General features: G+C 63.3%; 10 protein-coding genes. 8 read left to right on the top strand and 2 right to left on the bottom strand.

Going from position 1 to position 12,642, the window contains the following annotated elements; translation table 11 throughout:
* The 7 genes from QZL63_RS06885 to QZL63_RS06855 all read left to right on the top strand — a co-directional run.
* On the top strand, window positions 1–311 hold a 311-nt coding region (locus QZL63_RS06885; protein ID WP_441293895.1), incomplete at its 5' end, for a COG1470 family protein.
* A 292-nt stretch (window positions 312–603) separates the two neighbouring features.
* The gene (mraY, locus tag QZL63_RS06880) at window positions 604–1,848 is read left to right on the top strand and encodes a phospho-N-acetylmuramoyl-pentapeptide-transferase (RefSeq protein ID WP_022308587.1); all 1,245 of its coding nucleotides are present in this window, start codon (window positions 604–606) and stop codon (window positions 1,846–1,848) included.
* Window positions 1,849–1,864: 16 nt separating this feature from the next.
* Window positions 1,865–3,214, top strand: a complete 1,350-nt coding sequence (gene murD / locus QZL63_RS06875) for a UDP-N-acetylmuramoyl-L-alanine--D-glutamate ligase (protein ID WP_022308586.1) — start codon at window positions 1,865–1,867, stop codon at window positions 3,212–3,214.
* Between the two features lie 4 nt (window positions 3,215–3,218).
* Window positions 3,219–4,640, top strand: a complete 1,422-nt coding sequence (locus tag QZL63_RS06870; RefSeq protein ID WP_022308585.1) for an FtsW/RodA/SpoVE family cell cycle protein — start codon at window positions 3,219–3,221, stop codon at window positions 4,638–4,640.
* An 11-nt stretch (window positions 4,641–4,651) separates the two neighbouring features.
* The gene (locus QZL63_RS06865) at window positions 4,652–5,041 is read left to right on the top strand and encodes an RNA-binding S4 domain-containing protein (protein ID WP_022308584.1); all 390 of its coding nucleotides are present in this window, start codon (window positions 4,652–4,654) and stop codon (window positions 5,039–5,041) included.
* A 428-nt stretch (window positions 5,042–5,469) separates the two neighbouring features.
* Window positions 5,470–8,559: a SusC/RagA family TonB-linked outer membrane protein gene (locus QZL63_RS06860; protein ID WP_290586340.1), complete on the top strand. Its 3,090-nt coding sequence runs from the start codon at window positions 5,470–5,472 to the stop codon at window positions 8,557–8,559.
* Between the two features lie 13 nt (window positions 8,560–8,572).
* Entirely contained in the window at window positions 8,573–10,378 is a 1,806-nt protein-coding gene (locus QZL63_RS06855) for a SusD/RagB family nutrient-binding outer membrane lipoprotein (RefSeq protein ID WP_022308582.1), read from the top strand.
* 180 nt (window positions 10,379–10,558) lie between these two features.
* Here the strand turns inward: QZL63_RS06855 and pth are convergent, their stop codons facing one another.
* Window positions 10,559–11,128, bottom strand: a complete 570-nt coding sequence (pth, locus tag QZL63_RS06850) for an aminoacyl-tRNA hydrolase (protein ID WP_022308581.1) — start codon at window positions 11,126–11,128, stop codon at window positions 10,559–10,561.
* Window positions 11,129–11,140: 12 nt separating this feature from the next.
* Window positions 11,141–11,713, bottom strand: coding sequence for a 50S ribosomal protein L25/general stress protein Ctc (locus QZL63_RS06845; protein ID WP_022308580.1), 573 nt, complete (start codon window positions 11,711–11,713; stop codon window positions 11,141–11,143).
* Between the two features lie 211 nt (window positions 11,714–11,924).
* On the opposite strand from QZL63_RS06845, the gene QZL63_RS06840 reads away from it, so the two are divergent.
* Window positions 11,925–12,482, top strand: coding sequence for an RNA polymerase sigma factor (locus QZL63_RS06840; RefSeq protein ID WP_022308579.1), 558 nt, complete (start codon window positions 11,925–11,927; stop codon window positions 12,480–12,482).
* The last annotated feature ends 160 nt before the right edge of the window (window positions 12,483–12,642 follow it).

The following is a 12,642-nucleotide window of genomic DNA, read 5'->3' as shown; positions in this document are numbered from 1 at the left end:
TGCTGCGGCTTGACCGCCGGCAGGTGGCGTTCGGCGAGGTGGCCGAGGGCTGTCCCGTCGAGGTGCGGATCCGCGTGGTCAATGACGGGAAGCAGCCGCTGGAGCTCTCCGTTGAGGGGCTGCCCTCCTGCATCGCCTTCCGCTGCGAACCGGCACATCTGGAGCCGGGCGGTGAGGGGACGCTTTGGTTTCGTGCGGCGGCGGACGGAAGCCTGCCCAAGGGCGGTTTCAGCCATGCGGTGCTGCTTGTGGGTACGGGCGAGGAGCGCCCGTCGGAGTGTTCGGTCCGCCTGACGGGCCGCATGCTCTGATACGCCCCTCTTCGGACAGGGGCGGCTCTCTCGACGGCACTTTTCGGGTTGCACGTCGTCTGCCCCGCGCCGAAAGCCGCTTCCCCGGCGGCCCGGGCGGTGAAGCCGTGCGATCCCTTTGCTTTATCGAAAGGATTTCCCTATCTTTGCGCCGTGGGCCGGAGACAGCCTCTGTCTGATTTGTATCTGATTTTAAATCAGCTGATTGTGGCTGTCGCCGACTTGCAGTGGATGCCCGGGCAGGTTGCTCCGGGCCTTTTGACGGATGTTAAGAAGTAAATAGAAAAGAAATATGCTTTACCATCTTTTCCGGTATCTGGACGAGGCCTTCGATTTCCCCGGTGCGGGCATGTTCCAGTACCTGTCGTTCCGTGCGGCGGCGGCGATCATCCTCTCGCTGCTGATCGTCATCATCTTCGGTCGGAAGATCATCGATTTCCTGCGCCGCCGTCAGATCGGCGAGGAGATCCGCAACCTGGGGCTCGAGGGACAGCTCCAGAAGCGCGGCACCCCGACCATGGGCGGTGTGATCATCCTCGTGGCAATCCTCGTGCCGACGCTGCTCTTCGGCCGGCTGGACAACGTTTACGTGCTGCTGCTGCTCTTCTCGACCGTCTGGCTCGGCTTCATCGGCGGCCTGGACGACTACATCAAGGTCTTCCGTCACCGTAAGGAGGGGCTCAAGGGCCGCTTCAAGGTGGTCGGACAGGTCGGACTGGGCATCATCGTCGGCACGACCATGTGGTTTTCGGACGACATCGTCGTGCGTGAAAAACTGACGCAGCCGGTCGAGACCGTCTACCTGAACGAGGACGGGAGCGCCGTGCAGAGCGTGCAGCGCAAGGTGCTCATCAGCTCCGAGAGCGTGAAGACCACCAAGACAACCATTCCCTTCATCAAGAACAACGAGTTCGACTACGGCTGGATGACGGGAGGCAACGAGACGGCCACCTGGCTGCTCTACGTGCTGGTGGCGATCTTCGTCGTGACGGCCGTATCGAACGGCGCCAACCTCACGGACGGCCTCGACGGACTGGTGACGGGCGTCTCGGTGCCGATCGTGGCAGTGCTCGGCGTGCTGGCCTACCTTTCGGGCCACATCGTCTACGCCGACTACCTCAACATCATGTACATCCCGCGCAGCGGTGAGCTGGTCGTCTATGCGGCGGCGCTGGCCGGTGCGCTGGTCGGTTTCTTGTGGTACAACTCCTTCCCGGCACAGATCTTCATGGGCGACACGGGCTCGCTGTCGATCGGCGGCGTGATCGCCGTCTTCGCCCTCTGCATCCGCAAGGAGCTGCTGCTGCCGCTGTTGTGCGGCGTCTTCCTGGTCGAGAGCTTCTCGGTGATGCTCCAGGTCGGGTGGTTCAAGTACACCAAGCGCAAGTACGGCGAGGGTCGCCGCATCCTGCTCATGTCGCCGATCCACCACCACTACCAGAAACGCGGCATTTTCGAAACGAAGATCGTCATCCGGTTCTGGATCATCTCGCTGCTGCTGGCCGCCATGACACTCGTGACACTGAAGATTCGTTAAACAAGTTATCGGACATATGAAACGCATCGTGGTTTTGGGCGGAGGAATCAGCGGCTACGGCTCGGCGATCCTCGCCAAGAAGAAGGGGTTCGACGTCTTTCTGTCGGACAGCGGGCACATCGCCGATCGCTTCCGCGAGCGGCTCGACGAGTGGGAGGTCCCCTACGAGGAGGGCGGACACACCGAGGAGCGGATCCTCGCGGCCTCGGAGGTCATCAAGTCGCCCGGCATTCCCGAGACGGCGCCGATCGTGCGGCGCATCCGCGAGGCGGGCATTCCCGTCATCTCCGAGATCGAATTTGCGGGCCGCTACATCGGGCGGGCGCGTTGCATCTGCGTCACCGGATCGAACGGCAAGACGACCACCACGTCGCTCATCTACCGGATCCTGCGCGATGCGGGGATGAACGTGGCCCTCGGCGGCAACATCGGCGAAAGTTTCGCCTATTCGGTCGCCACGGGTGAATATGACTGGTATGTGCTCGAGCTGAGTTCGTTCCAGCTCGACGGCATGTACCGCTTCCGGGCCCATATCGGGGTGCTGACCAACATCACGCCCGACCACCTGGACCGCTACGACCACTGCTTCCAGAACTACGTCGATGCGAAGATGCGCATCACGCAGAACATGACCTCGCGCGACTTCTTCATCTACTCGGGCGACGACGAGGTGATCTGGCAGCAGCTTCCGAAATACGATTTCCGGATGAAGCAGCTCCCCTTCGCGGCCAGGAACGCCGTGGCGAGCGGTGCCGGCGACGCCTTCCTCTGCGACGGGAGCTTCACGGCTACGGTCGGCCGGACGTCGGTCGAGATCGACACCGCGAAGCTTCGGATCAAGGGGCTTCACAACGCCTACAACGCCATGGCAGCGGCTCTGGCGGCCCTGGCCGCAGGGGTTTCGCCCGACGTGGTGCGGCAGTCGCTCTACGATTTCGAACCGGTGGAGCACCGCCTCGAACCGGTGGCCGAGAAGAACGGCGTGCTGTGGATCAACGACTCGAAGGCCACGAACGTCGATTCGGTCTACTATGCCCTGGAGAGCATGACCCGCCCCGTCGTGTGGATTGCCGGCGGTACGGACAAGGGCAACGACTATGCGCCGCTCAAGGAGTTTGCGCGGCACAAGGTCCATACGCTGGTCTGCATGGGGCTCGACAATGCGAAACTCGTCCGGGAGTTTACGGGGGTCGTCTCCGAGGTGATCTCCACGGCGTCGTTCGATGAGGCGCTCACGGCCTGCAAGGCGGCTGCCCGGCCGGGCGATGCCGTGCTGCTCTCGCCGGCCTGCGCGAGCTTCGACTTGTTCCGCAACTACGAGCAGCGGGGCGAGCTGTTCAAGGCGTGGGTGAACGAAAAGGCTTGACGGCATGATGCGTGACGGGGAGCGATACGACGAACGGGCTGCGGCCGAACTGGCACGCGATGCCGCGCCGCGCCGCGCGCAGGGTTCCCGACGGGGACCCGATGCGGAGGCTGTGCCGGGCGGCGGACCTGATGCGGCGTCTCCGCGTCCGGACAGAGCCGGAGACGGTGCCGCCGGAGAGGCGGCTGCCGGGGAGCGGCCGAAGTTTTCGCTCTTCACGGGCGACCGCGTGCTGTGGATCATCATCGCCGCGCTGGCCGTGATCTCCGTGCTGGTGGTCTACTCCTCGACGGCGAAGATGGCCTACGACGCCCATACGGCCCGCTCGACGGCCCACTTCCTGCGCCAGCAGCTGATGATCCTGGTGGCGAGTCTCTTCGTGATGGTCGCCGTGCAGAAGATCAACTGCCGCATCTACAACCTCTTCGCCCGCCCGGTCTACTTCCTCTCCGTGCTGCTTACCGTGGCGGTTTACTTCATCGGTGCGACGACCAACGGTGCGGCCCGCTGGATTCCGCTCGGCCCCTTCCAGTTCCAGCCTTCCGAGGCGCTTAAGGTCGCTACGGTGCTCTTCCTCGCGCAGCAGCTGGCCGGGCGGCAGTCGAAGATCGACCGCATCCGCATCGTGCCCTCGTGGCGGTTCTGGACGTGGCGCTCGTCGCCCGGGCAGCGCCGGATCTGGCGCGAGGGAACCTGGCCGATTCTCATGCCGGTTGTCGTCTCGTGTCTGGTGATCTTCCCGGCGCACACCTCCTCGGCCGTGCTGGTGGCGATGGCCTCGTGGGTGATGATGCTCATCGGGCGGGTCCGCTTCAGCGAACTGATGAAGCTCGTCGGGTGGGGTGTTGCCGGCATCGTTGTGGTCATGACGCTCAATCTCGGGCGCAGCGAGACGGCCGAAGGGCGTGTCTCGACCTGGATCCACCTCTGGACCAACTCGCAGACCGAGAAGCCGATCGAGCACCTCTCGGACACCGAGCGCTCGATGATCGCCATCCACAACGGCGGGATCTTCGGCGAGGGTGCCGGACAGAGTGCCATGCGTGTGGAGATGATCCACCCCGAGAGCGACTATGCCTACGCCTTCTTTGTCGAGGAGTACGGACTGCTGCTGGCCGTCGTTCTGCTGATGCTCTATCTCTGGATCTTCTTCCGGGCCATCGAGATCTTCCGGCGCTGCGGCACGGCCTTTCCCGGGCTGCTGGTGCTGGGGCTTGCGCTGCTGATCACCTGCCAGGCGCTGCTGCACGTCATGGTGACGGTCAATCTGATCCCCGAAACGGGACAGACCCTGCCGCTTATCTCGCGCGGCGGCTCCTCGACCCTCTTCACCACCATCGCGCTGGGCATGATCCTGAGCGTCAGCCGTCAGAATGACGAGCAGTCGCACGATACGCCCCGCAGCGAAAGCATCTACGAACGATAACGCGAAACGATATGGACGAAATCCGTTTGGACAAATACCTCTGGGCGGTGCGGATCTTCAAGACCCGCAGCGATGCCGCCGATGCCGTGCGCAACAACAAGGTGACGGTGAACGGCTCCTATGCCAAGCCCTCGCGCGAGGTGAAACTCGGCGACGTGATCGCCGTGCGCAAGCAGCAGGTCACCTACAGCTACAAGGTGCTCGATCTGGTTTCGAGCCGCCAGCCGGCGAAGAACGTGCCGCTTTACTGCCTCGATATCACGCCGCAGGAGGAGCTGGCAAAGCTCAACGTGCCGCGCGAGACGATCTTCGTCTTCCGTGACCGCGGGACGGGTCGTCCCACGAAGAAGGAGCGCCGCGAACTGGATTCGCTCATGGACGGGATCTGTTACGACGACTGACCCTGCCGGAGCCTGCACATCGGCCTGCCCCGTGCCCGAACCGCCCTGTGCGGCCCGGCACGGGACTTTTTTTTTGTGCGCTGCAGGGACCTATTCACGCAGCCGGCGGGCCGGCGGGATGTGCCGTTCCGGTTCGCGGCGGCCGGGCTGCGGATCCGGCCTGCGGCGCTGCCGTCGCGGCCTTCGGCCTGCAAGGGGACCGGCGGGTGGTCGGCGGCGGCCGGGACGGTATCCGCAGCGGCCGCACATCTGTTCCGAAACGCTGCGTTTTGCGCACTCAAGTGCCTGAATGGCTCATTGTTGCGCTTTTTGCCGGGAGACGGTAAATAGCTACTTTTAGAGTACGGTCGCAGGGGATGCACTCCTCCGCCGAGCCGGTCGGAAACCTTGCTGCGGCCGATCTGATGTTCAACCTAAAAGTAGTATCTATGTGGAAATTCGCTAAGAAAATGCTCCGGGGCGGCTGTCTGTTTGCGGCAGCCTGCCTGCTGGAGGGAGCCCTGGCGCTGCCGTCCCGTGCGCAGGAGGGCAGCTGCAAGGGTGTCGTGACGGATGCCTCGGGTCCGCTGGTCGGGGCGACCGCCGTGGTCGTGGGGACCCAGCGGGGTGCCACCACCAACGTGGACGGGGAGTTCTTCCTCGACGGGCTGCGCCCGGGAGATGTCATCCAGGTCTCCTACGTGGGTTACGACCCGCAGTCGGTCACCTGGCAGGGCCAGACCGAGGTGCGCGTACGCCTTGAGGAGGCCTCCACCCGCATGAACGCCGTCGTCGTGACGGCCATGGGCATCAAGCGTCAGTCGAAGACGCTTACCTATGCGGCCGAGACGGTCGGCGGCGAAGATGTCGCCGACATCAAGTCGATCAACATGATCAACTCGCTGCAGGGCAAGTCGGCGGGTCTGCAGATCACCCCCAACTCGACCGGAGCCGGCGGTTCGTCGAAGATCCTCTTCCGTGGCAACAAGTCGATCAGCGGATCGAACCAGCCGCTGGTGGTGGTCGATGGCGTGCCGTTGATGATGAATACCTCGACGGACCAGGTGAAGAGCAACTACGGCGGCGAACGAGACGGCGGCGACGCCCTCTCGACGATCAACCCCGACGACATCGCCTCGATCTCGCTGCTCAAGGGAGCCTCGGCCGCCGCGCTCTACGGAGCGGTCGCCGCCAACGGCGCCATCATGATCACCACGAAGTCGGCCACGGCCGGGCGCATCTCGGTGAGCATCTCGAGCAACACGACCGTCGAGACGCCTCTCTCGCTGCCTGAATTCCAGACCGCCTACGGTTCGGCCGACAACACCTACAGCTGGGGTGCACGGCTCGACGGCCGGGCGAAGAACTATGCAGAGGAGTTCTTCCGCACGGGCTGGACGACCAACAACTCGGTGTCGATCAACGGCGGTGCGGAGAACCTCCGCGCCTACTTCTCCTATGGGAACATCACCTCGGAGGGCATCACCCCCGAGAACGACTACGCGCAGCACACGCTCAACTCGAAGGTAGGTTTCGACCTGTTCGGCGACCACGTGAAGGTCGATTTCTCGGCCAAGTACGTCAATCAGCACGTCTCGAACCAGCCGGCTGCCGGATGGCTCGTCAATCCGCTCACGGGCGCCTACCTCTTCCCGCGGGGCGGCGACTGGAACTACTACCGAGACAATTACGAGATCTACGACCCGAACCTCAACGCGAATGTCCACAACTGGGTGAATACCTCGCTCGAGCAGTTCGACAACCCCTACTGGATCCTCAACCGCCAGAAACCCATCTCGGAGCGCAACCGCTATGAGTTCGGCGGACAGGTGCGCTACGACATCATCGAGGGGCTCTCCGTCACGGGACGCATGCGCTACGAGCGGGCCGACGACAACTTCAAGCACAACTACTACGCCTCTTCGACGGCCAACCGCTATCCGATGGGCCGCATGAAGGACAACCGCTACTTCAGCGAGCAGCTCTATGCCGATGCGCTCGTGCAGTACAACCACGTCTGGGGCGACTGTTCGCTTCAGGCCACGGCCGGTGCGAGCATGACCCGCACGCAGTCGAACGACGTGGAGCTGTGGGCCGAGGGTACGAAGTTCTCGATGACCGACGGCAAACCCAACGGCAACGTGATGTACCCGAACCTCTTCATCCCGGAGAACTACTATGCGAACATGGCCTCGCAGGGGCTGACGCGCAAGCGGCTCAATTCGCTCTTCGCCACGGCGACGTTCGGCTTCCGCGAGGGGCTGTTCCTCGACGTTACGGCGCGCAACGACTGGTCGTCGGCGCTGGCCTACACGCGCAGCTACTCGTTCTTCTACCCGTCGTTCGGCGCCAGCCTGCTGCTCGACCGCTTCGTGGATATGGGCGAGCAGGTCGATCTGTTCAAGTTCCGGGCCTCCTACTCGATCGTGGGCAACGACGTGCCGGCCTACATGACCAACCCGCTCTACACGCTGGGGGCCCAGGGGGCCATCACGCCGCCCGAGCGCGCCCCGTTCCGGGTGCTGGAGCCCGAGAAGACCCACTCGTTCGAGGCGGGATTCGACGGTGAGTTCTTCCAACACCGCCTGCATGTGACGGCCACTTATTACAAGACCAATACCCGAAACCAGTTCTTCTCGATTACCACGCCGTGGGGGACGGGTTACCGCCAGCAGTATGTCAATGCGGGCAATGTCCAGAACGAAGGCTTCGAGCTATCGCTCGGATGGATGCAGGATTTCGGCAGCGAATTCTCGTGGTCCACGGACCTGAACCTGTCGTACAACGACAACAAGATCATCGAGCTGGTCGAGGGGCTGCAGGACGGCCTTTCGCTCCAGAACTTCGGCGGTGCGCAGATCGTCCTCAAGGAGGGCGGCCACTTCGGCGACCTCTACGTGCGCCACATCCTGCGCGACGAGGAGGGCCGAATGCAGGTTAAGCAGATCACCGACGATGCGGGCAATGTGCTCTACGAGGTTCCGGCCCTCTCGGGCGAGGGGCTCACGGATCTGAAGTATGTCGGCGACATGAACTCGAAGGTGAATATGGGCTGGAGCAACACGTTCCGCTACAAGGACTTCTCGCTGAGCCTGCTCATCGATGCGCGCATCGGCGGCAAGGTGCTGTCGATGACCGAGGCGGCGCTCGACGCCTGGGGCGTGTCGAAACGCTCGGCCGAGGCCCGCGACCGGGGCTACGTGCTCCGCGAAGGGGTGCGCTTTACCAACGTGGAGGGCTACTACGAGGAGATGGGCGCGCTGAACTACAACGCGCAGTACAACAACGAGGACTACGTCTACGATGCCACGAACGTGCGCCTGCGCGAACTCTCGTTCGGCTATACGTTCCGCAACCTGTTCGGCGATGCGAAGAACCTGACCCTCTCGCTCATCGCGCGCAACCTCTTCTTCTTCTACAAGGACGCCCCGATGGACCCCGACGTCTCGATGGGTACGGGCAACGGCGTGCAGGGCTTCGACATTTTCAACCTCCCCACGACGCGCAGCTTCGGGGTGAACGTGAAACTCAACTTCTAAAAAACGACGGACCATGAATCTTCGATACCTTTTCAAACGGACCCTGCCGCTCGCACTTCCCGCCCTGCTGTCGTGGGGGTGCACGGGCGACTTCGAGCGGCTCAATACCAATCCCTACGAGGTCAATCCCGACGACCTGCCCTTCGAGGCGCAGTTCCTCGAGCCGATGAGGTACAGCTACCCCGACCAGCAGAACCTTTTCCAGTACTGGACCAACCTGCACATTGACCTTTTCGGCGGTTACTTCGGCAGTCCGAACGGCAACTTCCCCTCGCAGCGCTACAACCTCGACCGGGGCCACTGCGGCGGCATGCACGAGAACTTCATGCTGCACATCGTGAACAACACCGGGCGGATCATCAAGCAGTGCGACGCCTCGGGCAAGGCCGACGTGGCGGCGATGATGCGCGTCGTGCAGACCTACAACCTGCTCAACTACACGGATGCCTATGGACCGGTCCCCTTCACGTCGGTCTTCGCCACGGCGGGTGACGCTTTCCAGCCCTCGTCGTTCGCCTACGACTCGCAGCAGGAGGTTTACGCCCGGATGCTCGAGGACCTCGACTCGGCCCTCGAGGGTTTCGCCGCCGGACAGACGAACCTCACGGCAACGAACGACATCTGGTGCGGGGGCGACCAGACGCTCTGGACCCGTGTGGCGAACCAGCTGAAGCTGCGCATCGCCCTGCGGATGGTGAAGGTCGATCCGGCAACCGCGAAACAGACCGCTTCGGAGGCCATCGCGGGCGGCGTGCTCGAATCGGAGGACGTGTTGATCTCCAAGGGACTTGAGAACGAGATGTGGCTCATGTTCAACTGGGGCGACTGCGGCGCCGGGGCTTCGCTCGTGACGATGCTCAAGGGGCTGGAAGACCCGCGCCTGGGGCTCTACTTCACGCGGAATACCCAGCCGATCGTCCGCAGCGGTGCCAAACCGCTCCAGGAGACGGACGACGAGGGCAAGCTGGTGGACAAGCGCAATGCCAACGGCTTCCTGGTCTATGCCGATGCCGACTACCTCACGCTCGAGGAGGACGGGCAGACGGTGCTGCTTCGCGAGGGTACGGCCTATCTCGGCATCCCTCCCGGCTGCAACATCGGCGGCAAACCGAACATGTACAGCAACTATTCGGGGTGGGCCGGGACCTTCACCATGCCGCAGCCGATTCTCTTTGCGGCCGAGGGATGGTTCCTGCGTGCCGAGGCCAAGCTCCGCTGGCCCGAACTTCCCGATCAGAGCGTGCAGACGCTCTATGAGACGGGTGTGCGCACCTCGATCCGCAACCAGTATGCCTACCGGAAGAGCTATGCCGAGCAGGGCTATGCGGAGTTCAAGCAGTCCCTGCCCGACGACTGGGCGACACTGGCCGACGATGCGACGATCGACGCCTACCTGGCCGGCGAGACGACGCAGGCTCCCTATGTCGATCCGGCGACCCCGGACTACAACCGTGAGCCGGTCAATACGCTCTGCGTGAAGTGGGACGAAGGTGCGTCGGATCAGGACAAGCTGGCACGGATCATCACGCAGAAGTGGATCGCCAACTTCCCGCTCTCGACCGAGGCGTGGGCCGACTATCGGCGCACGGGCTTCCCGGCGCTCTTTGCGATCGGGCAGAACGACAGCGGCGGGCTGATCAGCACGGCCGAGGGGCCGCGGCGCCTGATCTACAACGAAACGGAGCTCAATGCCAATACGGCGGCCTGCCAGCGGGGCGTCGAACTGCTCGTCGGGGAGAGCTCCGGGGCGGCGCAGGTGGCCGGTGACAACGGCGGCACGCGCCTCTGGTGGGACCGCGCCGACGTCCCGGCGATCTGACTCTGTGCGGCCGTCCGGTCTGGCCCGATTCCGCCTGCCTGATCCTGCCCGGCCGGTCCCGGTTCTGCGTGAGGGCAGGCTTTCGGCCGCCGCAGTTCCGGCCGGCTCGGCGCGGGCGAGCAAAAAGGGGGTGCCTCCATACGAGGCATCCCCTTTCCCGTTGTACCGCACGGAGCGGTTTTATTTCTTGTTGAAGTTGAAGAAGTTCATGGTCATTGCGCAGCCGACCGTTGCGAACGAACGGATGGCATCGACGAAGATCTTCAGCCGCTCGGGCATCGCCTGGCGCTGCTCGTCGGTCCATTCACCCAGTACATACTCGACCTGGTGTCCCTTGGGAAAGTCGCCGCCCACGCCGAAACGCATGCGCGCATACTCCTCGGTGCCGAGCAGTTCGGCGATGTTCTTCAGTCCGTTGTGGCCCCCGGCACTTCCTTTCGGGCGCAGGCGCAGGGTGCCGAAGGGCAGCGCAATGTCGTCCGAAATGACCAGCAGGTTCTCGCGCTCGATCTTCTCGGCCTCCAGCCAGTAGCGCACGGCCTTTCCCGAGAGATTCATGTAGGTCGAGGGCTTGAGCAGGACGAGCGTGCGGCCCTTGTACTTCACCTCGGCCACATCGCCGTAGCGGGCCGTGGTAAAAACAGCGTTGGACGCCTCTGCGAGGGCGTCCAACACTTTGAAACCGATGTTGTGCCGGGTGTCGGCGTACTCGGCGCCGATGTTCCCCAGTCCAACGATGAGGTATTTCATACGCGGTCGGGACTATTTTCCTGCGGCCTCGGCACCACGCGATGCGCGGGTTACGCGAACGGCGCAGACAGCCGTCGTAGCGGGCGTCACGAACTTCAGGTTCTCGAACTTCAGGTCGCCCACGAAGATCGTCTTGCCCACACCCAGCGGCGTCACGTCTACGACGATCTCGTCGGGGAGGTTCTCCACCGTGGCGCTCACGGTGAGCTTGCGGGCCGACAGAACGAGCTTGCCGCCGACCTTCACACCCTCGGCGTTACCGGTCAGGCGTACCGGGATGGCGATCGATACGGGCTTGCCCTCGGCGATGCGGTAGAAATCCAGGTGGAGGATCTCCTCACGCACGGGGTGGAACTGGGCCTCGCGGAGCACGGCCTGCTCCTTCTTGCCGTCGAAGTCGAACTCCACGATGTAGGAGTTGGGGGTGTAGATCAGGGGCTTGATCTCGCGGGGGTCTACCGAGAAGGAGACCGTCTCGCCGTTGCCGCACAGAACGCAGGGAACCAGACCCTCGCGACGCACTGCCTTGGCAGCCTTCTTGCCGAACTCGGCACGTGCCGTGGCTTTTACCGAAATGGTTTTCATGATGTTGTGTTTTTTGTTAAGTGTTACCACCGGCGGTTCTCAACGCGGCCTCTGCGGACCGCATCCCATTTCCGCCTGTTTTCGGGAGGCAAAGATAAGCCAAATTATTCGGACTGAAAAACATCGGATGCGGATTTTGCGTTTTTGTGCGGAAAAATTTCCACCGGGGATTTAACTTTTGCACCTTTGGGGCGTCTTATATACGGAAAGCATGGCGGAAAGTCGGCAAATATCGGATGGGCTTCTGGCCGGACTGCACGATCCGGCGGTCCGGCGCGAGGCGTTCGATGCGGTTGTCGGGGCCTGGCTCCGGCCGTTGTACTGGCACGTGCGCCGGCTGGTCGTCGTCCACGAGGATGCCGAGGATGTCGTGCAGGAGAGCTTCGTCAAGGCCTATGATGCCCTGGACTCCTTTCGGGGCGGGGCGGCCGAGCTGCGGGTCTGGCTCTACCGCATTGCCACCCGTACGGCCCTTTCGCTGCTGCGCCGTCGGCGGCGCGGCCTCTTCTCCTCGCTCGACGATGTGAGCCGCGAACTGGCCGACCGGGTGTCGGAGGAGTGCGGCGATGCGGCCGAGGAGGCTTTGGTGCGGTTCCAGCAGGCGGTGCTGAATCTGCCGCTCCGCCAGCGGCTGGTCTTCAACCTCCGCTACTACGACGGGCTCTCCTATGCCGAGATTGCCCGCATTCTGCAGCAGCGCGAGCCGACCCTGCGGGTCAATTACCACCATGCCGTGGAGAAACTGAAACAGATATTGAGGGAAGAGTGATGAACGAACCTTTTGAAACGAATGATCGGCGCATGCCTTATGAATTCTCCGAGGCGGCCTTCGAGGCGTTGCATGCGCGTATCGGCCGCCGCCTGGATGCGGCGGATGCGGAGCGTCCGGGGCTTCGCCGGATTGCGGCGCGGGCGTTGCTGCGCTGGGG

It is taken from the genome of Alistipes sp. CAG:268 (assembly GCA_000434235.1).
GTDB lineage: Bacteria > Bacteroidota > Bacteroidia > Bacteroidales > Rikenellaceae > Alistipes > Alistipes avistercoris.
The sequence above is the reverse complement of the archived record's forward strand: the minus strand, read 5'-3'. Positions and strand labels throughout refer to the sequence as shown.